20 protein-coding genes are annotated in these 20,367 nt (G+C 35.7%); 13 read left to right on the top strand and 7 right to left on the bottom strand.

The genetic code is table 11. The features are described 5' to 3' along the window. Window positions 1-7: 7 nt before the first annotated feature. From NCE97_RS02975 to mgtE, 3 genes are read left to right on the top strand one after another with little or no spacing between them, the layout of a single operon-like run. Complete coding sequence (locus NCE97_RS02975) at window positions 8-991, top strand: toxin-antitoxin system YwqK family antitoxin (RefSeq protein WP_353777376.1); 984 nt, start codon at window positions 8-10, stop codon at window positions 989-991. 9 nt (window positions 992-1,000) lie between these two features. Further along, window positions 1,001-1,774 carry a 16S rRNA (adenine(1518)-N(6)/adenine(1519)-N(6))-dimethyltransferase RsmA gene (rsmA, locus tag NCE97_RS02970; protein WP_353777375.1) on the top strand — a complete coding sequence of 258 codons (774 nt, stop codon included), beginning with the start codon at window positions 1,001-1,003 and terminating at the stop codon, window positions 1,772-1,774. Window positions 1,775-1,794: 20 nt separating this feature from the next. Beyond that, window positions 1,795-3,165, top strand: a complete 1,371-nt coding sequence (mgtE, locus tag NCE97_RS02965) for a magnesium transporter (protein WP_353777374.1) — start codon at window positions 1,795-1,797, stop codon at window positions 3,163-3,165. Here mgtE and NCE97_RS02960 read toward each other — a convergent pair. Then, on the bottom strand, window positions 3,154-3,579 hold the full coding sequence (locus NCE97_RS02960; RefSeq protein WP_353777373.1) for an ankyrin repeat domain-containing protein: 426 nt from the start codon (window positions 3,577-3,579) through the stop codon (window positions 3,154-3,156). The two genes, mgtE and NCE97_RS02960, sit on opposite strands and share 12 nt — an antisense overlap. A 106-nt stretch (window positions 3,580-3,685) precedes the next feature. Between NCE97_RS02960 and NCE97_RS02955 the strand changes: the two genes are divergently transcribed. Next, window positions 3,686-4,051 carry a cupin domain-containing protein gene (locus NCE97_RS02955; RefSeq protein WP_353777372.1) on the top strand — a complete coding sequence of 122 codons (366 nt, stop codon included), beginning with the start codon at window positions 3,686-3,688 and terminating at the stop codon, window positions 4,049-4,051. Window positions 4,052-4,053: 2 nt separating this feature from the next. Continuing rightward, on the top strand, window positions 4,054-4,998 hold the full coding sequence (locus NCE97_RS02950; RefSeq protein WP_353777371.1) for a 2-hydroxyacid dehydrogenase: 945 nt from the start codon (window positions 4,054-4,056) through the stop codon (window positions 4,996-4,998). 162 nt (window positions 4,999-5,160) lie between these two features. On the opposite strand, the gene NCE97_RS02945 is transcribed toward NCE97_RS02950, so the two are convergent. Further along, on the bottom strand, window positions 5,161-5,466 hold the full coding sequence (locus tag NCE97_RS02945; protein ID WP_353777481.1) for a GIY-YIG nuclease family protein: 306 nt from the start codon (window positions 5,464-5,466) through the stop codon (window positions 5,161-5,163). A gap of 168 nt (window positions 5,467-5,634) precedes the next feature. On the opposite strand from NCE97_RS02945, the gene NCE97_RS02940 reads away from it, so the two are divergent. The 8 genes from NCE97_RS02940 (at window position 5,635) to NCE97_RS02905 (ending at window position 9,587) form a co-directional block, all read left to right on the top strand. Then, window positions 5,635-6,045: a response regulator transcription factor gene (locus tag NCE97_RS02940; RefSeq protein ID WP_353777369.1), complete on the top strand. Its 411-nt coding sequence runs from the start codon at window positions 5,635-5,637 to the stop codon at window positions 6,043-6,045. Between the two features lie 108 nt (window positions 6,046-6,153). Further along, the gene (locus tag NCE97_RS02935) at window positions 6,154-6,660 is read left to right on the top strand and encodes a DUF4199 domain-containing protein (protein WP_353777367.1); all 507 of its coding nucleotides are present in this window, start codon (window positions 6,154-6,156) and stop codon (window positions 6,658-6,660) included. Between the two features lie 11 nt (window positions 6,661-6,671). Beyond that, window positions 6,672-7,139, top strand: a complete 468-nt coding sequence (locus NCE97_RS02930; protein ID WP_353777366.1) for a DUF1801 domain-containing protein — start codon at window positions 6,672-6,674, stop codon at window positions 7,137-7,139. Then, window positions 7,136-7,519, top strand: a complete 384-nt coding sequence (locus NCE97_RS02925; protein WP_353777365.1) for a VOC family protein — start codon at window positions 7,136-7,138, stop codon at window positions 7,517-7,519. The genes NCE97_RS02930 and NCE97_RS02925 overlap by 4 nt, the downstream gene beginning before the upstream one ends. A 116-nt stretch (window positions 7,520-7,635) precedes the next feature. Next, window positions 7,636-8,148 (top strand): YtxH domain-containing protein, encoded by a 513-nt coding sequence (locus tag NCE97_RS02920; protein ID WP_353777364.1) that lies wholly within the window; start codon window positions 7,636-7,638, stop codon window positions 8,146-8,148. A 105-nt stretch (window positions 8,149-8,253) separates the two neighbouring features. After that, window positions 8,254-8,577 carry an ArsR/SmtB family transcription factor gene (locus NCE97_RS02915; RefSeq protein ID WP_353777363.1) on the top strand — a complete coding sequence of 108 codons (324 nt, stop codon included), beginning with the start codon at window positions 8,254-8,256 and terminating at the stop codon, window positions 8,575-8,577. 39 nt (window positions 8,578-8,616) lie between these two features. Then, window positions 8,617-9,117: a DUF6428 family protein gene (locus NCE97_RS02910; protein ID WP_353777362.1), complete on the top strand. Its 501-nt coding sequence runs from the start codon at window positions 8,617-8,619 to the stop codon at window positions 9,115-9,117. A 47-nt stretch (window positions 9,118-9,164) separates the two neighbouring features. After that, the gene (locus NCE97_RS02905; protein WP_353777361.1) at window positions 9,165-9,587 is read left to right on the top strand and encodes an arsenate reductase ArsC; all 423 of its coding nucleotides are present in this window, start codon (window positions 9,165-9,167) and stop codon (window positions 9,585-9,587) included. A 53-nt stretch (window positions 9,588-9,640) separates the two neighbouring features. Here the strand turns inward: NCE97_RS02905 and NCE97_RS02900 are convergent, their stop codons facing one another. The 5 genes from NCE97_RS02900 to NCE97_RS02880 all read right to left on the bottom strand — a co-directional run bounded on the left by NCE97_RS02900 (window position 9,641) and on the right by NCE97_RS02880 (window position 20,366). Continuing rightward, window positions 9,641-10,024, bottom strand: coding sequence for a TraR/DksA family transcriptional regulator (locus NCE97_RS02900; protein WP_353777360.1), 384 nt, complete (start codon window positions 10,022-10,024; stop codon window positions 9,641-9,643). Between the two features lie 4 nt (window positions 10,025-10,028). After that, window positions 10,029-13,478: an isoleucine--tRNA ligase gene (ileS, locus tag NCE97_RS02895; RefSeq protein WP_353777359.1), complete on the bottom strand. Its 3,450-nt coding sequence runs from the start codon at window positions 13,476-13,478 to the stop codon at window positions 10,029-10,031. Between the two features lie 174 nt (window positions 13,479-13,652). Next, the gene (locus NCE97_RS02890) at window positions 13,653-17,429 is read right to left on the bottom strand and encodes a DUF8693 domain-containing protein (RefSeq protein WP_353777358.1); all 3,777 of its coding nucleotides are present in this window, start codon (window positions 17,427-17,429) and stop codon (window positions 13,653-13,655) included. 224 nt (window positions 17,430-17,653) lie between these two features. Continuing rightward, on the bottom strand, window positions 17,654-19,012 hold the full coding sequence (gene radA / locus NCE97_RS02885) for a DNA repair protein RadA (RefSeq protein WP_353777357.1): 1,359 nt from the start codon (window positions 19,010-19,012) through the stop codon (window positions 17,654-17,656). Window positions 19,013-19,019: 7 nt separating this feature from the next. Further along, a complete protein-coding gene (locus NCE97_RS02880; RefSeq protein ID WP_353777356.1) occupies window positions 19,020-20,366 on the bottom strand; it encodes an alpha/beta hydrolase in 1,347 nt (448 codons plus the stop codon). Between the last annotated feature and the right edge of the window lies 1 nt (window position 20,367).

The raw sequence follows: 20,367 nt of genomic DNA, 5'->3' as shown, positions 1-20,367 counted from the left end.
TATATCAATGAAGCTTTCTTCAATCCATATTGTAATTATTGTCTTTTCCTGTTTTTGTATGTCTTGCAATAGACCATCAAAAGACGAAAATGGGATTCTACTTTTTGAGAATTTAGAATCGAGAACCGACACCCATTGGACTGCTGGACATTCTTCATTTTGGTTTCCAACTCAAAAAAGAACTGGGCCATATATGTATTTGGGAGATGAAAAATATTCTGGCCCAATAGTTAAATACCACCCGAATGGCAAACTAGAATTCAAAGGCACATATGATTATGGTTTTAAGTCCAATGAGTGGTCTTACTATGATGCCGAAGGCAATCTATTCTCTGTTGAAGAATATGGCGATTTTGGAACGTTGCATGATAAAAAAGTGTTTTTCCCTGATGGAGAGTTAAAACTGAAACTCATACAGAATCGTTCAAATGATACACTATATTTTATTGAACGGTATGCCGATGGTTCTCTGAAGTATATGCATCATTTTCATTCCTTAGAAAATGATATTGAACGGTATAAACGTTTGAATGAAAAGGGTGAAATCTATGAATTTTTTAATGAGGATTCCATTTACTATAAATTAGATCCTGAAACACTAGAACCTATTAAGTCTGGAACTTTTATGAATGGTAGACGTGTTGGCTCATGGTTATCCTATTTTGACAATGGCTTATTAATGGAGTCAAAAAACTATCAGGATGGCGAATTGCATGGCGATTATAAATCGTATCACTATAATGGCAGTATCAATCGTTACGGCACCTACATCGGCGGTGATAAAACCGGGGAATGGATTGAGAAATATGATGATGGAACTACTAAAATAATCGCCAATTTCAAGAGAAATAAATTAGAAGGACAATACAAAGAGTTTCATGAAAATGGCGCTCTCAAAAGCCTTAAAGAATACTATGCCGACCAACGTATTGGAACTTGGAAAACATTTTACGATGATGGTACGTTGATCAGAGAAACCAATTATGACTAATTAAAATTAATGTCAGTAAAAGCCAAAAAACACTTAGGTCAGCACTTCCTTAGAGATGAAAATATTGCTAAAAAAATAGCTGACTCTCTTAGTCTAAACAACTACAATAAAGTCTTGGAAATTGGCCCAGGAATGGGTGTTTTGACAAAGTATTTGTTGGAAAAAGATATTGAAACATATGTCATAGAAATCGATACCGAGTCTGTCGAATACCTCAAAGCCAACTACCTTAATCTTGCTCCCAGAATCATAGAAAAAGACTTCTTAAAGTATGATTTAAATGCAGTTTTTAATGGTGAATCTTTCGCCATTATAGGAAACTATCCTTATAACATTTCTTCGCAGATTGTGTTTAAAACCTTAGACATGCGAGATCAAATCCCAGAGTTTTCGGGTATGTTCCAAAAAGAAGTTGCCAAACGCATTTGTGAAAAAGAAGGTAGCAAAACTTATGGTATCCTTTCGGTATTGACCCAAGCATTTTATGATGCAGAATACTTGTTTACGGTTCCACCTTCAGTTTTCAATCCGCCTCCAAAGGTAGATTCAGGTGTCTTGCGTCTTACCCGAAAGGAAAACCATACACTTCCTTGCGATGAAAAACTCTTCTTTAAAGTTGTAAAACAAGCATTTCAGCAACGTCGAAAAACACTTCGTAACAGTTTAAAAACATTCAATCTTTCCGATAATTTAAAAGCAAATGTTATCTTTGGCCAGCGTCCAGAGCAACTAAGTGTAGAGACGTTTATTGAACTCACACAGCTTATTGAACAGGACGCATAATTTTTTCATACTGAAAAAGCGTGTCTGAAGAAAAAGAACATATCGCATTTGAGATAAGTGATGAGCTTATAGAAAAGGTACAGCATCTCATTGAAGCAAAAAATGATGATGAAACTAGGGACTTTTTTAATGAGTATCACTATGCTGATATAGCCGAAATTTTAGAAGAACTAGATTTCGACCAGTCTGTCTATGTGATAAAACTTCTTGATTCTGAAAAAACATCAGACATTCTTGCAGAGCTCGATGAGGATCTTCGTGAAAAGATTTTGAAAAAACTTTCCGCAAAAGAAATTGCGAAAGAGATTGACGAGTTAGATACAGATGATGCTGCAGATATCATTGCCGAACTTCCTGAAGAACGACAAGAGATCGTAATCTCTCAGATTGAAGATGAAGAGCACAAAGCTGACATTCAGGAGCTTCTTAATTATGATGAAGATACTGCCGGTGGTCTCATGGCAAAAGAGCTGGTAAAGGTCAATGAAAACTGGACTGTAACACAGTGTGTTCGCGAAATGCGTGCTCAAGCCGAAAATGTGACCAGAGTACACTCTATCTATGTGGTGGATAATGATGAAAAGCTTATTGGTCGTTTATCACTTAAGGACTTATTGATGGCTCCAGACAGAGCCAACATCTCTAGTGTTTATATCCCAAAAGTAGATTATGTTCATGTCGATGATGATGATGAAGAAGTTGCCAAGGTGATGCAAAAGTATGACTTGGAAGCAATCCCTGTAGTCGATGATAACAAAGTGCTTCTAGGACGTATTACGATCGACGATATTGTTGATGTCATTAAGGAAGAAGCTGAAAAAGATTACCAACTTGCGGCAGGTATTACACAAGATGTAGAATCTAGTGATGGTATTATTCAGTTAACGAAAGCACGATTGCCATGGCTCTTCTTAGGATTAGTTGGTGGTGTTGGTGCGTTCTTAATCATGGAAGGCTTTCAACAAGCATTTGAGAAGTATGCCGTATTGTTCTTTTTTACACCGCTAATTGCTGCAATGGCAGGAAATGTAGGTGTACAGTCGAGTGCAATTATTGTTCAAGGATTAGCCAATGATGATGTAAAAGGCAGTATCAATAACCGATTGCTTAAGGAAATGTTCTTAGCTGCACTTAACGGTATTATCCTAGCCATATTCCTTTTCTTTTTTGTGTGGTTGTATGATGGCGATGTCAATAAAGCATTTGCAATTTCTGTATCGCTTATTGCTGTGATTATCGTTGCAGGTCTAGTTGGTACATTCATCCCACTATTTTTAGACAAACGTGGTATCGACCCTGCCATAGCTACTGGTCCTTTTATTACGACTAGTAATGATATCTTCGGAATTCTTATTTATTTCTGGATTGCCAAGTTAATTTTAGGCATTTAGTAAATCTACTATCTCTTGATATCCTTTACTTTTAGCAATATCTATTGGTAAAACACCTTCATTATCGGCTTGATTGACAGCTCCTAATTCAATTAAAAGTTTTATAATCTCTAGATGCCCTCCCTCAACTGCAGCATGAAGCGGAGACTTACCATCTGAATCTGTTTCATTGATATCACTCCCATTATTAATCGCCTTTTTGACCATAAACATTTTTCCAACTAAACAAGCATATAAAACTGGTGGTACTGGTTTAAAACTGGGTAATGAGGATAGTGGTGATTCATAAGAATTGTTTTTAGCATTCATACTTGCTGCAATAGATAAAAGCAACTCATCTTTGTCTAGCTCATTTTTTTCCTTATCCGTTAATTCAATTTTATTTTTCTTTTTTCTTCTGAAAAACCACTTCATACTTTTTGTCAGTCTTAATATTTTAAAGAAACTAATATAAACATTTGTCCTCTTTTAAGCATTTTGAAAATGAGCCTTAGCCAAAAAGCTTTTGTATTTTTACACTATGAAAGCAATAAATATCAAAGACAAATTTTCTAAGTTCAGTAAGAATTGGCATCCTCATCAAGTAGCAGTGGTAGATAACATGCAGGTGATTTTAGCTAAGCTAAAAGGTGAGTTTGTGTGGCATAGTCATGATAATGAAGATGAACTTTTTCAGGTTATAAAAGGCACTTTACATATGCAATTTAGAGATAGAACCGAAGTCGTTAATGAAGGTGAATTTATTGTAGTCCCAAAAGGTGTTGAGCACAACCCAACGACTTTAAATGATGAAGAAGTTCATGTACTACTGTTTGAAAAAATAGACACAGCGCACACAGGTAATGTTCAACATGAACGTACGCAAACAGAATACCCTAAAATCTAAGCATGACTATTCTTCATATAGATTCTAACCATCCCTTATTACTAGAGCAACTAAATGATTTAGGCTTAACCAACGAGGAAGATTATTATAGTTCAAAATCGGAGATTGAAGCAAAGATTCATAACTATGACGGAATTATTATACGTAGTCGATTCAAAATTGATAAGCCCTTCTTAGATAAAGCTATCAATCTAAAATTTATCGGTAGAGTTGGTGCTGGATTAGAGAATATTGATTGCGACTATGCAGAACAAAAAGGTATTCACCTCATTGCTGCTCCAGAAGGCAACAGAAATGCAGTCGGCGAACATAGTCTTGCTCTACTTTTGGCGCTTTTTAATAAAATTACCAAAGCCAATGCCGAAGTAAACAGAGGATTATGGCTAAGAGAGGAGAATCGTGGTGTAGAACTCGATGGAAAAACTGTTGGGCTTATTGGTTATGGTAATATGGGAAAAGCTTTCGCGAAAAAGCTGAGAGGTTTCGATGTTGATGTACTCTGTTATGATATAAAACCAGATGTCGGTGATGAGAATGCAAAACAAGTTTCACTAAAGGAACTTCAAGAAAAAGCAGATGTGTTGAGTCTTCATACGCCTCAAACTGAATTGACTATCAATATGGTAAATTCAGAATTTATAAATGGGTTCAAAAAACCATTTTGGTTAATAAATACAGCTCGAGGAAAGAGCGTAGTTACAAAAGACTTAGTCGCCGCATTACAGTCTGGTAAAATCTTAGGTGCTGGATTGGATGTCCTGGAATATGAAAAATCCTCGTTTGAAAGCCTTTTTAATTTGGAAGTGCCTGAAACGTTTAGATACCTCATTGAGGCAGATAATGTCATTCTTTCTCCACATGTTGCAGGTTGGACAGAAGAAAGTAAAATTCTTTTAGCACAAACAGTTGTCGATAAAATTAAAAATTTTGTCGCTCGGAAAGCATAATAAAATGTTAGTTCGAATAAAATTGTGTTAACAATCGATGCTTAAAAACCTCGTTAAATTGACAAATTTCTTCTGCTCTATTAATTAGATTCTTCGCTACGCTCTGAATGACATTAATTTCGGCTGTGATTCAAAAGAAATGAAAAAATTTAAAGACATCTTTTAAATTCTATCGTTCAGGAAAGACCAATTTTTATTGAATTCCGATATTATATTTTCTTTTTTCTTTCGACTCAATCCTTTAATTTGTTTTTCTCGCTTTATAGCATCATTTACATCATGGAAATGTTCATAATAAATAAGAAAGAAACATTTGTACTTAGCAGTAAAAGCTTTGGAAAATGGCTCGGGATTTTGATGAAAGAATAATCGTTCTTTGAGATTATTAGTGATACCAGTATAGAGGACAGTTTTAGATTTATTAGTTAGTATATAAACATAATAATTATGAGATCCTTTTGTTTTCATCCTTCCAAAATAACTAAAATAGAGATTCTTCGCTGCGCTCTGAATGACATTAATTTCAACTGTCATTCAGAAGGAGTGAAACGACTGAAGAATCTATTTCAAAATACTACACGATCCTCTGTTATATTACTTTGTCTTTAATGACAATTAACTTTGTATTTTTATACCATGAAGAAAACCGTTTTAGTTTTTTCAGCTTTAATCATTTCATTGCTTTTACTCTTTCAGCTTGGTCAATATTCTATCATTTCTAAAGACATGAATATTGAAATCGTCATTGCTGTAGTGGCTGTTGTTTTTTTCATTATTGGTGTTTACCTCAACAAAAAGTCACTACATAAGAATCGGGTTGAATCTATCGAAATTGATTCAAAAAAAATTGAAGAACTAGACATTAGTAAACGTGAATATGAAGTGCTTCAACTGATCTCCAAAGGATTCTCTAACAAAGAAATTGGTGAAAAGTTATTCCTTTCGGAAAGCACTATAAAGACTCATGTGTCTAACTTACTCGTTAAACTAGACGCAAAACGACGCACGCAAGCTATTCAAATTGCTAAAGAGCTAAGAATCCTTTAAAATCCCTATTTTTAGACTAAAGTATGAGTGCTTTGGTACTTTAGTATGACCACTTTTTTTCTGCCTAGAGATACATTTGTGGTGTTCAATTTTAATAAATCAGTCATTATGAAAAATTCAGTTTTAAAGTATGGTTTTTATGGTCTTTTAACCGCAGTTGTTCTATTTCTATTAGCACTTTGGTTAGGAAAAGGGTTAAGTTATACTACTCAAGAGGTTCTAGGTTATACAACCATGGTAGCTTCGTTATCTTTTATTTTTTTCGGAGTTAAACATTACAGGGACAAAGTAAATAATGGTTCGGTATCATTTGGTAAAGCACTTGTTATTGGACTCCTTATTTCTGCTTTTGTAGGATTAGGCATCGGAATAGGAGATTACATCTATACGACTTCCATTAATCCAGATTTTATGACCGAGTATATGGATTATACTTTGAAAGGTATGGAAGAAACCTTAAGCCCTGAAGAATTTGCTGTAAAAAAGGCAGAACTAGAACAGCAAATGGAAATAATGGGTCGTCCAATTATGTTAGCTGTTGTAATGTTTGCAACGGTCTTTGTTATAGGACTGATAATTTCATTAATTTCAGCACTTATTTTACAACGTAAATAAAATTATACATTATGCATTACGACGCATCATCACCAGAAGACTATATCAGTCAGGTTCCTGAAGAACGTCAGGATATTTTAAAGCAATTGAGAGCTACAATTAACGATAACCTCCCTAAAGGTTTCGAGGAAGGTATTCAGTATAAAATGATAGGCTATTACGTACCACATTCTATTTATCCAAATGGATATCATTGCGCACCAGAAGAGCCACTTCCATTTATGAGCTTTGCATCACAAAAGAACTCTATCAATTTATATCATAGCGGTATTTATGCAAATCCGGAATTACACAAATGGTTTGTGGAGGAGTATCCAAAACACAGTAAGTATAAGCTAGACATGGGAAAGAGCTGTATACGATTTAAACGTATTAATGACATCCCTTTCGATCTTATTGCCGAATTGTGTACAAAAATGACCGTTGAGCAATGGATAGACTTGTATGAAACTAACCTCAAAAACAGCAGAAAAAAATGAAACGCGTTACTGGAATAGGCGGAATGTTCTTTAAAACTAAAGATCCAAACGCTACAAAAGAATGGTATAAAAAACATCTTGGATTCAATACCGATAATTACGGTTGTACCTTTTGGTGGAAAGACAAGGAAGGTAATGATTGCTCTACGCAGTGGAGTCCATTCCCAGCAGATACAAGCTATTATGAGCCTTCAAAGAAAGACTTCATGTTTAACTATAGGGTTGATGATTTGGTTAAGCTTTTAGAGGTTTTGAAAGAAGAAGGTGTAGAGGTTATCGGCGATATTCAAGAATACGAATATGGAAAGTTTGGTTATATCATGGATAATGATGGTAACAAAATAGAGCTCTGGGAGCCTGTAGATGCTGCATTTCAGTAAATCTGTAACATAATTGAAGTAAAATATACTAATAATATACAATTCATAATGTTCTGAGTTATAGACTGAATGAATTTTTTTAGTAATTTTAAAACCCTAATCGTAATTCAATTATTATGTCAGATGAAAAAAGTTTGGGCGACGACCTTAATGATATGCTAGGCGACGCCAAAGAAGGAGCTAAGAAAGCAGCAGACAAAGCTGGTGAGTTTGCCAGTGATGCCGCTGATAAAGCCAAAGAGTTTGCTAGCGACGCTAAAGAAAAAGCTTCGGAGTTCGCCGACGACGCAAAAGAAAAGTTCAATGAATTTTCTGATGATGCCAAGGAAGTGATGAGTGATGGTAAAAATGTAGCCATCATTGCTCATATTACGCTTATAGGGTGGATTATAGCCTTAATTATGAATAGTGGTGAAAAGAAATCCGAATTCGCCTCATTCTACATTAGACAAATGTTAGGTATATTCATAATAGGTTTCATCTTAGGAATCATTCCTGTGATAAATTTATTTGCATGGATCCTTACGCTAATCCTTTGGATTATGAGCTTAGTTGGAGCAATTGGCGGAAAGAAAAAGCCAATCTTCTTACTTGGAGAGCAATTCCAGGATTGGTTTAAATCCTTATAAAATATAAAGACCAGAGCTATACGTTCTGGTTTTTTTATAATTTTTATTATCGTAATATTGCAATATTACGATAATATTGTATCTTTGTACCATAAAACAAACATTATGGGAGTTTCAAAGTTTAGTATTCATACAGAAAACATCAACCAAATCGCAAGCATTGCCAAGGTATTTGCACACCCTGCTAGAGTTGCTATCCTTAAGCATATTAGCGAGCAAGAAGGTTGTATTTGCAATGACTTGGTCGAGGAAATAGGACTGTCTCAAGCAACTATTTCTCAACATCTTTCAGTAATTGATGGTGCTGGCTTATTGCAAGGCACCTATGAAGGTAAAAAGAAATGCTATTGTTTGAATATAGAACGCTTTGAAGAATTCCAAAACTTATTGAACTCATTCTTTTTAACGACTAAATCCAATTGTTGTTAGAAATAAATATCTAAGAATTTCATATTAATCTATAATATCATGAAAACACAAGAATTTTTAAACCTGCTAGAATCCAACAAAGACAAATCTCTGGTTTTTGAATACACTCCAAACCAGTACGTTGGAGCCAATTATCACATCACAGAAGTAAAACATATAAAAATAGATTCTGTAGATTGTGGGGCAAGGACAGATGCCTGGAACGAAACTATTATTCAATTATGGGAAAGCCCTAAAGAGTTGGACAAAAGAGAGTATATGACAACGCTCAAAGCATTAGGTATACTAAATAAGGTAGGTAAGATGAAACCTTATGATCTAGATTCTGAAGTAAAGTTTGAGTATAGTAATGCTTCTTTTCATACAGCGCAACTATTTGTTAACGATTTCGACATACAAGGTCAACATCTTATTGTTAAGTTAGCCGTAGAAAAAACAGATTGTAAGGCAAAAGATGCCTGTGGGGTAACTGAGGCACCTCTGACTGTAGAGGCCATGCAAGGTGAGCCTTGTTGTACACCAGATGGTAACTGTTGCTAAATAATATTAATAATTAGTTTCTGAATTAAATTCAGAATAACAAGCATATGGAAAACATATTAGTCCTGTGTACAGGAAATTCGTGTAGAAGCCAAATGGCTCATGGGTATTTAAACCATTTTTTAGATAATAGAAGTGTCAAAGTTTATAGTGCTGGTATTGAAACGCATGGTTTAAATCCAGGTGCTGTAATGATTATGAAAGACGATGGTATCGATATTACGAGCCATACTTCTAATCATGTTGATGAATACTCGGATGTTGATTTTAATTACATTATCACTGTTTGTGATCATGCCAATGAAAACTGTCCTTTTATTCCTAGTAAAAATGCTAAGCGATTACATCATAACTTCTTTGACCCTTCGAAGGTTGAAGGTACCGAAGATGAAAAGTACAATGCTTTCTTAAAGGCCAGAAATGAAATAAAACAGTACTGCCAAGAGTTTTCTCAAGAAAACTTCAACTAATAAAAAAAGCCTTGCTGATTTAGCAAGGCTTTTTTTATATACTCTTTATATAACTATTTCTGCATATTCTTTGCTTCAATACTAAGCGTAGCATGAGGCACAAGCTTTAATCGTTCAGGATTAATGAGTTTTCCTGTAACTCTGCAAATTCCGTACGTTTTATTCTCAATTCTGATCAACGCATTCTTAAGATCTCTTATGAACTTTTCTTGCCTAATAGCCAATTGAGAATTTGCTTCTTTACTCATCGTAGCACTTCCCTCTTCGAACGCTTTAAACGTTGGTGAAGTATCATCTGTACCATTATTATGATCGTTCATATAAGCACTTTTAATTAATTGTAAGTCGTGCTCTGCTTTATCTATTTTTTCTTGTATAAGTACTCTAAACTCTTCTAACTCTTTGTCTGAGTACCTGTTGTTTGTATCTACTGACATAGGCTTAATGTTTTTGTATAAACAATTTTGTATTGATATCGTCGAAAGCTATATCTATACCATTGTTTACAGTGTCCATAATTTCCAGTTCTTCGGTTAAGGTTTCTGTTTTAATATAATCAATATTAGAATGGACGGCATTTACAATGGCATCATTACTTTGAAGTACTACGTCTATTCTATCTGTTACCTCAAACCCTGAGTCTTTACGTAAATTTTGAATTCGGTTTACGAGCTCACGTGCAATACCTTCTTTACGTAAATCGTCAGTGATTGTAACATCTAGAGCAACTGTAATTCCTCCCTCACTTGCAACAAGCCATCCTTCTATATCTTGCGATGTTATCTCAACGTCACTAACTCCTAAAATAATATTTTTCCCGTTAATGTCAATAGCTATTTCGCCATTTTGTTCTATTTTTTTGATATCCTCAGCCGAAAACTGGTTTACAGCACCAGCAATAAGCTTCATATCCTTACCAAATTTTGGCCCTAATACCTTAAAGTTTGGCTTTATTTGCTTCACCAAAATGTCTGATGCATCGCTCAAAAGCTCAATCTCTTTAACATTAACTTCATGTTTTATCAATCCTGAAACCGCTTCTATTTCTTGCTTTTGTGATTCAGAATCAACAGGAATCATTATTTTTTGTAGTGGCTGACGCACTTTTATTTTTTCCTTAGCCCTTAACGATAATACCAATGAAGATATTGTTTGGGCATTCTCCATCTTACGCTCCAGAACTTTATCTACAAAACGTTCGTCATACTTAGGGAACTCGGATAAATGAACACTTTCGAAGTTTTCTTTATTGGTCACAGACATTAAATCTAGATAGAGCCTGTCCATAAAGAAAGGGGCGATTGGCGCTCCCAATTTAGCTATTGTTACCATACAGGTATAAAGTGTCTGGTAAGCCGAGATTTTGTCTGTTTGGTAATCGCCTTTCCAGAAGCGTCTTCTACTTAATCTTACATACCAATTACTTAAGTAATCTTGAGTAAAGTCCGAAATAGCTCTTGCAGCTCTTGTAGGCTCGTACTCTGCATAGAACTTATCTACTTTATTAATTAGTGTATGAAGTTCTGAAAGTATCCAACGGTCAAGCTCTGGTCGGTCTTCAATGGCTATATCATCTTCGGAATAGTTAAATCCATCGAGATTTGTATACAGACTGAAGAATGAATAGGTGTTATATAATGTTCCAAAGAATTTTCTTTGAACTTCTTCAATTCCAGGAGAAAACTCTTCAAAGTCTTCACCCTTTTCTTCATCTGGTTTTTCCCATGAAAACTTGAGATTATCCCAAGGATTCGCATTCGCGATCATATACCAACGCGTGGCATCTGACCCATATTTGTTTAAAGTGTAAAACGGATCAACTGCATTGCCTAAACGCTTAGACATTTTCTGACCGTTTTTGTCTAGTACCAATCCGTTAGACACAACATTTTTGTAAGCTACTGAATCAAAAACCATTGTTCCAATAGCATGCAGTGTATAGAACCAACCTCTTGTTTGGTCTACACCTTCTGCAATAAAATCGGCTGGGAAAGACTTGTTGTTATCTATTAGCTCTTTATTTTCAAAAGGATAATGCCATTGAGCATAAGGCATACTTCCTGAATCGAACCACACGTCTATAAGGTCACTCTCACGATACATTGGCTTCCCTGTTTCTGAAACTAAAACGATTTTATCAACAACATTTTTATGAAGGTCTACAGTATCGTAGTTGCTTTCAGACATGTTCCCTACTTCAAAATCCTTGAAGATATCTTCATCCATCAAACCTGCTTCTACTGCTTTAAGCATTTCAGCTTTAAGTTCTTCAATAGAGCCAATACATTTAGCCTCCTTACCATCTTCTGTTCTCCAGATTGGTAACGGAATTCCCCAAAATCGTGAACGAGACAGGTTCCAGTCATTGGCATTTGCCAACCAGTTCCCAAAACGTCCTTCTCCTGTAGATTTTGGTTTCCAATTGATGGTAGTGTTTAGCTCATACATTCTTTCTCCAACGTCTGTCACTTTGATAAACCACGAATCTAAAGGATAGTAAAGAATTGGTTTATCTGTTCTCCAGCAGTTAGGATAGCTGTGTTTATATTTTTCAACCTTAAAGGCTTTGTTTTCTGTTTTTAGTTTGATTGCCAATTCGACATCTACAGATTTTTCAGGAGCTTCTCCATCGTCGTAATATTCATTCTTTACATACTTCCCTGCAAATTCTCCCATTTCTGGTCTAAAGCGTCCTTGAAGATCTACCAAAGGCACTAAATTATCGTCATTATCTTTTACCAACATTGGTGGCACTTCTGGTTTGGCTTGCTTCGCTACCAAGGCATCATCGGCTCCAAAGGTTGGTGCAGTATGTACAATTCCGGTACCATCTTCAGTGGTTACAAAATCTCCAGTAATAACTCTGAATGCATTTTCTGGATTATCATTTGGCAAGGCATAAGGCAATAATTGTTCGTATTTAATACCAACTAAATCTTTTCCTTTGAATTCTTTAACCACATAAAATGGTATCTTTTTATCTCCAGACGTATAAGCCAATAGGTCTGATTTCGCTTCAACCTCAACATACTTTCCTGAGAATTGTTTTCCAACTAGGTTTTTGGCTAAAACCACATTCATTGGTTCGAATGTATACTGGTTGTAGGTTTCAACTAAAACATAGTCAATCTTTTTCCCAACGGTTAATGCTGTATTACTTGGCAAAGTCCAAGGTGTTGTCGTCCACGCCAAGAAATAGATTGTACCTTCATTTTGAAGAAACTCAGGCAAGGTATCTTCTATAGCTTTGAACTGTGCAACTACAGTCGTGTCTGTAACGTCCTGATAGGTTCCTGGCTGGTTTAATTCGTTATTACTTAAACCTGTTCCAGCTTTTGGAGAATAGGGTTGGATGGTGTAGCCTTTGTACAACAAATCCTTATCATAGATTTGCTTGAGCAACCACCAAACCGATTCCATATATTTGGATTTATAGGTAATGTACGGATCGTCCATATCTACCCAATATCCCATTTTCTGGGTAAGGTCGTTCCAGATGCCTGTGTAGCGCATTACCGCCTTTTTACAGGCTTCGTTGTATTCTTCTACGGAAATCTTTTTGCCAATATCTTCTTTGGTAATTCCTAGCTCTTTCTCCACTCCAAGCTCAACAGGGAGACCATGAGTATCCCAGCCAGCTTTACGTTTTACCTGAAACCCTTTCATGGTTTTGTATCGTGGAAATATATCCTTAATGGCACGTGCCAAGACGTGGTGTACACCCGGTAATCCATTTGCTGAAGGTGGCCCTTCAAAAAATACAAATGGCTCCTTTCCTTCTCTAGTGCTTACACTTTTTTCGAAGATATTATTCTCTTGCCAATAGCTTAGAATCTCTTCTGCTACTTTTGGCAAGTTAAGTCCTTTATATTCAGGGAACTTTTGGCTCATATCACACTCGTTTTTAACAAGAGTGCAAAATTATGAATTTTGACGGAATTTGTTTGCTTTTAACACTAAGCAAATAGCCTTATTGAGGGAATTATTACTTAGAAGTGGTAATAATTAAAAATATGTTGGTGAGTTTAGCTTAGTAAACTCACCAACATTGCTATCATCAATGTCTTAATTAATTATGATTTTCTTTGTCTTGGTTCTATTATCGGTAGTAAAGTAAACGATATAAGTTCCTGTACTTAAGCCAGATATTTGAATACCATTATCTAATGCCTGAGCTGAAAGGTTGTCGTATTGTTGTACGATTTGCCCTTGAATATTGATCAGCATTAATTTATCTACAGCCTGAGTAAGGTCTTTAACAAACAACTGATCTGTTTGATTACTATAGTAAATCAAATTGTACTCATATTCAGACTCCTCAATACCTAAGCTATCTTCTTCTGATTGGAATACGATTTCGAATCTAGAATCAAATTCTCCTGCTTCTGAACTAAAACTACATCCTTGACTGCTCAAATCGTAATAGATTCCTGTAAGGTTATCTTTAAGATATATCTTTTGGTCTTGTGCTATGTTCTCTAGTTCTGTTATTTTCAATTCATAAGAATAGTCTCCAGATGCATTAAGCACTAGTGGCACCACTTTATCAGGTGTAATATCTGAATAAGCTTGCATAAGCATCTTCTGACCATCTAATACTGTACTAAGATCGTCAGCATTGTCATCTGCATTTTTCGCATCGTAACCATAATCGTATTCGTCAGTGGTAAACTCGCTAAACCCTAATAGTAATTCTCTTCTAGTTTGAGGACCATCAACTGAGGTAAACTCTAAACGAATCTTCTTCATCAATGGACCTTCTTCTACTTCTTCTTCATTTTCATTATCTGTTTCGTCTGCCGAAGTAGTTGCTTCACTTTCTTCGCTAGTTCTAAAGAACACTGAACCATTATTGTAGTTACCGTTAGCATCTGCTTCTTTGATGAACACACGTTGCGAGTTATTGAATTCTATATTACCAGAAGCTACAATTTCTGTCATGAAACCTTGTCCAACAGGAAGGTATTTTGTTGGTGTTTTAGTTCCATCTTGTGAACCATTGTTAGCACCTTCAATTCCTACGAACTGATATGCTCTTACTGATCCTAGTTTGTTTACTTGGGCATAGCCTCCGTCATATTCGTCCAAGTTGTGAGACGATCCACTCCATTGTTGCCATAGTTGTAATGTACCATCAATTATTCCTGCATTGTCATCTATAAACTGATGAATGTCTAAAGCTGAAGGATATGGATTACCTAATAGGAAATCTGTTTTTGACACACCAAACTCTGAACCTGGTGCAGCATCTGTAACGCTCACTAAAATAGTTCCATTGTTTGGCTTTCCTTCAAAAATGTATTGTTGCTCGCTACCTGCGTTTCCTGTTCCTTTCTGAGTATACCCAACACCTGGGTCTAAAGTGGTCAAAGAGTTAATGCGGAACCAATCGAAATAGGTTAGTCCGTTAATGTAAGTATAGGTCCATCGTGTACTGATTTTTCCAACTTCATCATGCTCGGCAGTAAATTGCACATTACTTCCGTTGCCTTCTTTTAGCATGTTTAGTGCAAAAGTAGTATTGTTTGCATTGTTACTAGAGGCGTTGTTATTGGTCAAAGTAGTAGCTGCCTGTGTTCCAACTGGTGAAGACCAATAGTTATACCAATATACACTTGTATTTCCTTCTTGACGACGCAATATCTTTCCAGATGTTGACGTCACTAAGTCACTATTTTCAGTTTGAATTAATTGAGAATCATCTTCTAAATCTAGAGTTCCGTTTAGTTCTAAATACCAACTATTATTAACCTGATTATCATTAGAAACAGTCAGTTTTTTGTTGTTATCAATGATTAGACCTAGGTTTTTGTGAGAGTTAGACGTGGTAACGTTTCCACTAATTTGTACGATACTCCAATCTTTATTACTACTTACATCTTCTATATCCCAAACATTACCATGCAACCATGTGTTTTCGTTTGTCCAGTTTCCATTAGAATCTGCAATGTATGGCATTGGTGCAGTTTGCTCTTGAACTGTTGTAATGTGATACAACCTCATCTGCTTACCATAACTTGAGTAATCTGAAGTTGTATTATTCTTTATATCACGCATTGGGTAGTAAGCAATCAGGTTGTTCCAAGATATTGTACTCTGCGTGTCCATATCGATAATATCTTTATCGATAACTGACCCTCTTACATTACCTGAATTGTTTTCAATCTCTTGATATACCATGCGTTGAATCTGGTCTTCTGTAAGCACAACATCAAATACTCTAACTTCATCAATAGCACCCTTAAAATATTCTCTATCTGCTGAAGCTCTGGAAGTACGGCCTACTTCAAACTTGCTTGTACTAAGCCCAGTAGTTATGATGTTTTTTCCTGTAACTCCAGAATTGTAAGTTCCTTTTAGCTTACCATCAATGTATATATTCATCACTCCAGTAACATTAGAATATGTTCCTGCGATATGGTGCCATTCGTTTCTTGGTAAAGCCGCAGAAGATACAGATCGCATAGGATTACCTTCTACCATAATGGAGAATCTCGGTAATTCACCATCTTTAAGCCATAGCTTACAGCCTCTATCTTCACCAGCAATAGTTGTTACACCACTGTTAGCATTATCGATTTTTACCCATGCCATTATAGTGACAATCCCTGTTCCTTCTATGAATGAATCTGTAGATAAATAATCGTCTATACCATCAAAATCCAATAAAGCATTTGCAGCTGGGTTAGTATCGAATAAATCTCTGTAATCTAGGTCTCCACCTGTATTAACATCACCGTCAGCATCTGGTAAAATTGAAGATGAAGGATTACTAATTTCATCATTAGGATCTTGTCCATCATTAAGGTTAGACCCTTCAAAAGCATTGTCTAATCCATCGGAATCTGTATCTACACCAAGTGTAGAGTTTGCCATTCCGTTTTCTTGAATATCCGGAATTCCGTCGGCATCTGAGTCTAAATCTATAATATCATTAATCCCATCATCATCTGTATCCACAGGAGTTAATCCACTTCCGTAGACTAATAGCATTCCTTTTCCAGTATCTACAGCTCCAGTAGGAGCGATATATCCTATAGTCAATTGGGCTTCAACATTATCTGGAATACCATCATTATCTGAATCGATATCAAGTGAATCTATCAATCCATCACCATCTGTATCTCTTGTCGAAAGACCATTTAATTCATCTTCATCAGTAACACCATCGTTATCATCATCAATATCACATACATTAGAAACACCATCGCCATCTGTATCAGTAGGGTCTAAACTACAAATCACAGTAAGATATGATACCTCGTCATCACACGAAGCCCCTGGAGGGTCTACTAATGAGCAATTTTCTGAAATAGGCATATTAACACCATTACCATCTATTGTACACCATTCGATGTTACTACTATAGTTACCAGAATTTGAATCTTCTATATTTCCGTTTTGAGAAAAAATACTTCCTATACCAAATGTTCCTTGCGGGCTACTACTTTCATCCTTATAACCATCATTACACATTTGGATACGTCCGTAATTGAAGTTAACGGTTCCTTTTTTATTGAGAACGTTACCATTAACTGTAATTATTAAACCAAAGTCGATATTAACAACATCTGTAGTTTCTTCAATCTCAATAGAACCTGAATCCAATCTAAGAATGTGGTTTACATTCAGGGTATTATTTCCTTGAAGTTTTAACGTAGCACTTCTTGTAACTCTATGATTGATATTAACAACATCATTCGATAAGTTAGATGGAGGAACACCATTAGCATCCCATGTGGATGCGCTTGTCCAGTTACCGTCTTGTACCGTTGTAAATGTTTGTCCTTTAACTATTACTGTAAAAAGAACAAACAACATTGAGAGTAGTGTTGTTCTCATAAGCAGGATTTTATAATAAATGTAAAGGGGACTAATTAATATGAGGTAAAACTACTCCGAGAACCACAGTAATTAAAATATCCTCGATAATCGGCATTAATACAGTGATTATTGTAAAAAAAATCGATGAAAGGGAAAAATATCCGATAATATAAAATTGATTATCAACTAATTAGATAATTTATAATCGACAAAATGGACAAAACACCTATAAATGACCAATCTTAGACTAAAAAGCCTACCACATCTTCAATCTTAGAGATTTTTTGAACTTTTATTGATGTGTTTTTTAATGAAATGGTATTGTATTTAGATACAAATATGGTTGCATATCCTAGCTTTTCTGCTTCTAAAATACGTTGCTCTACACGTTGTACAGGACGGATTTCTCCAGATAATCCTACTTCGCCTGCAAAACATATGTCACTTTGCAATGGTTCATCTTCATTGGATGATAAAATCGCAGCAACTACAGCCAAATCAATTGCTGGATCATCGACCGTAATGCCTCCTGTGATGTTTAAAAAGACATCTTTTGCTCCGAGACGAAAACCAGCTCGTTTTTCTAGAACAGCTAATAGCATATTGAGTCGTTTGGCATTAAATCCTGTGGCACTCCTTTGCGGAGTTCCATATACTGCTGTACTCACTAATGCTTGTACTTCGATAAGCAATGGCCGCATACCTTCTAGAGTTACTGCAATGGCATTACCAGATAATGCTTCGTCCTTTTTGGAAATCAATACTTCGCTTGGGTTTACGACTTCTCGTAAGCCTGAACCTTGCATCTCATAGATGCCTAGTTCATTGGTAGACCCAAATCGGTTTTTATTGGCTCTAAGAATTCTAAAAACATGGTTACGATCACCTTCAAACTGAAGTACAGTATCGACCATATGCTCCAATATCTTTGGTCCTGCGATATGTCCATCCTTAGTAATATGCCCAATTAGTATCACTGGTGTATTGGTTTCTTTGGAAAACTTCATCAATTCGGAAGCACATTCTTTGATTTGCGAAATGCTTCCTGCTGAAGATTCTATATAATCGCTATGCAACGTTTGAATTGAATCTACTACCACAATATCGGGCTCAATGGCTTCAATTTGTTTGAAAATGTTTTGCGTTTTGGTTTCGGTAAGGATATAGCAATTACTATTGTTTGGGTTAATGCGTTCGGCGCGCATTTTTATTTGCTTCTGACTTTCTTCTCCAGAAATATAAAGTGTCTTATAGGGTAGTTTTAAAGCAATTTGAAGCAGTAGCGTACTTTTTCCTATTCCTGGTTCGCCTCCAAGCAATGTCAACGACCCTTGTACTATTCCTCCGCCAAGTACACGATTGAATTCTGAATCTGAGGTTTGTAGTCGAGTCTCTTTTGTGGAATCGATTTCATTGATTAACAATGGTTTTGAAACACGCTTAGAATTTGAAGTAGATGATTTCCAATCGTTTTTTTCTGCTTTTTGGACAACCTCTTCAACTATGGTGTTCCATTCTTTACAAGTAGTACATTGTCCCTGCCATTTTGCATATTGGCTGCCACAATTTTGACAAAAAAAGGTAGTTTTTACTTTAGCCATTTATTGTCTAATTATTCTCTTCATTATTTTCCTCATTCTCCTCCTCTTCTTCTTTCTTCTTTTTCTCTTTTGCCTTTTTTTCTTCTTCTTCTATCTTTTTAAGTTCTTTTTCTAATTGCTTCAGCTCTTTATCATCTCTTTTTTTCGCTTTTTCGGCTTCCTTCTCTGCGCGCTTCTTCTCTTTCTCCGCAATCTCTTGCTCTTCTTCCTCCATAATTAAATTTTCTAAGCCTTCAATTTTAGTCATGATGAAGTCTACTGTAATATGCCCTTCTTCATTAAGCTTTAAAGCTTCTTCATAGTTCTTCAACGCTCTCGCTTTTTTGCCATTTTTTTCAGAATAAACTCCAGAATAATAAGGCCCTAACATAGATTCTGGGTCCTGCTTTTTGGCTAAGGCAGCCAAGCCTTTAAACGACTCAATATCTTTGCGTTCTTCTGCTACTTTTGCAACTTTTTCGAACTCTTCTAAAGGTATTGGTTTGTCCACTCCAAACATCTCATTAATGCCTTTGTAGCGTTCAATAAGGTATTTATCTAAGGTACCTTCGTATGGCACAACTTTTTCTTTGATTTCCTTATCATTTAATGGTTTATAAAGATTGAAAATTTTATCGAACGCTCTAGTAATACCGCTAGTTACTAAGGTGTAGTGCGATTCGTTATCAAAGTCATCGAAGTAGTAGGTAATTTTGTCATTATTAACCTCTTGAAGCATTTGATTGGCTTGCAAAACACCGTCTCGTATTGGTCGTATATCATTATCGCTAGTTGCCATATAATAGAAGAAGTCGTTTTCCATCCATGCTAATCTCGCCGCCAAGCTTTCACTAATATTTCCTCTAAAATCAGGACTCAAGTTTACATAGGCTTGAAACAAAGGATTTGGTTTCATGATAAATGCATTTGCGAAACTTCCCATAGCATTGTGACCTACAACAACTCTAAAATTACCTGTATTATACTTCCCATCTATATATGGTATTAACTCGGTCTCTACAAACTCATAAAATTCCATACCAGATTCGTATGGTAATCCCGTGGCTTCATCAACATAGGAATCGTAAAATCGATCTTTGCCTTGCATAATACCAACTATTATAGAGCTTGGCATATCGTCAAAATAGGTTTGAAATTCTACTTGCCCTACAACTGGCTCAAATAGATAATCGCCATCAAAAACAATAATCAATGGATGCTTTAGCTGGGATTCTTCGTCATAACCCTTGGGTAATTTGATTTTTAGTTGTCGGGTCGTATTTGTTTTAATCGACTCAATGTCTTCATAGATGACTTGCGCGTTTATAGAAAAGCATAAAAAACATATGATGATAGAGGCTATTGTCTTTTTCATG

The organism is Winogradskyella sp. 3972H.M.0a.05 (genome assembly GCF_040493455.1).
GTDB lineage: Bacteria > Bacteroidota > Bacteroidia > Flavobacteriales > Flavobacteriaceae > Microcosmobacter.
Note: the sequence above shows the minus strand (reverse complement) of the source record. Positions and strands in the feature narration are given on the sequence as shown.

What these genes read in the sequence shown, in the direction of transcription:
- NCE97_RS02975 (WP_353777376.1), top strand. Translation starts at nt 8, where the DNA reads ATGAAGCTTTCTTCAATCCATATTGTAATTATTGTCTTTTCCTGTTTT.
- rsmA (WP_353777375.1), top strand. Translation starts at nt 1,001, where the DNA reads ATGTCAGTAAAAGCCAAAAAACACTTAGGTCAGCACTTCCTTAGAGAT.
- NCE97_RS02960 (WP_353777373.1), bottom strand. Translation starts at nt 3,579, where the DNA reads ATGAAGTGGTTTTTCAGAAGAAAAAAGAAAAATAAAATTGAATTAACG.
- NCE97_RS02955 (WP_353777372.1), top strand. Translation starts at nt 3,686, where the DNA reads ATGAAAGCAATAAATATCAAAGACAAATTTTCTAAGTTCAGTAAGAAT.
- NCE97_RS02950 (WP_353777371.1), top strand. Translation starts at nt 4,054, where the DNA reads ATGACTATTCTTCATATAGATTCTAACCATCCCTTATTACTAGAGCAA.
- NCE97_RS02945 (WP_353777481.1), bottom strand. Translation starts at nt 5,466, where the DNA reads ATGAAAACAAAAGGATCTCATAATTATTATGTTTATATACTAACTAAT.
- NCE97_RS02940 (WP_353777369.1), top strand. Translation starts at nt 5,635, where the DNA reads ATGAAGAAAACCGTTTTAGTTTTTTCAGCTTTAATCATTTCATTGCTT.
- NCE97_RS02935 (WP_353777367.1), top strand. Translation starts at nt 6,154, where the DNA reads ATGAAAAATTCAGTTTTAAAGTATGGTTTTTATGGTCTTTTAACCGCA.
- NCE97_RS02930 (WP_353777366.1), top strand. Translation starts at nt 6,672, where the DNA reads ATGCATTACGACGCATCATCACCAGAAGACTATATCAGTCAGGTTCCT.
- NCE97_RS02925 (WP_353777365.1), top strand. Translation starts at nt 7,136, where the DNA reads ATGAAACGCGTTACTGGAATAGGCGGAATGTTCTTTAAAACTAAAGAT.
- NCE97_RS02920 (WP_353777364.1), top strand. Translation starts at nt 7,636, where the DNA reads ATGTCAGATGAAAAAAGTTTGGGCGACGACCTTAATGATATGCTAGGC.
- NCE97_RS02915 (WP_353777363.1), top strand. Translation starts at nt 8,254, where the DNA reads ATGGGAGTTTCAAAGTTTAGTATTCATACAGAAAACATCAACCAAATC.
- NCE97_RS02910 (WP_353777362.1), top strand. Translation starts at nt 8,617, where the DNA reads ATGAAAACACAAGAATTTTTAAACCTGCTAGAATCCAACAAAGACAAA.
- NCE97_RS02905 (WP_353777361.1), top strand. Translation starts at nt 9,165, where the DNA reads ATGGAAAACATATTAGTCCTGTGTACAGGAAATTCGTGTAGAAGCCAA.
- NCE97_RS02900 (WP_353777360.1), bottom strand. Translation starts at nt 10,024, where the DNA reads ATGTCAGTAGATACAAACAACAGGTACTCAGACAAAGAGTTAGAAGAG.
- ileS (WP_353777359.1), bottom strand. Translation starts at nt 13,478, where the DNA reads ATGAGCCAAAAGTTCCCTGAATATAAAGGACTTAACTTGCCAAAAGTA.
- NCE97_RS02890 (WP_353777358.1), bottom strand. Translation starts at nt 17,429, where the DNA reads ATGAGAACAACACTACTCTCAATGTTGTTTGTTCTTTTTACAGTAATA.
- radA (WP_353777357.1), bottom strand. Translation starts at nt 19,012, where the DNA reads ATGGCTAAAGTAAAAACTACCTTTTTTTGTCAAAATTGTGGCAGCCAA.
- NCE97_RS02880 (WP_353777356.1), bottom strand. Translation starts at nt 20,366, where the DNA reads ATGAAAAAGACAATAGCCTCTATCATCATATGTTTTTTATGCTTTTCT.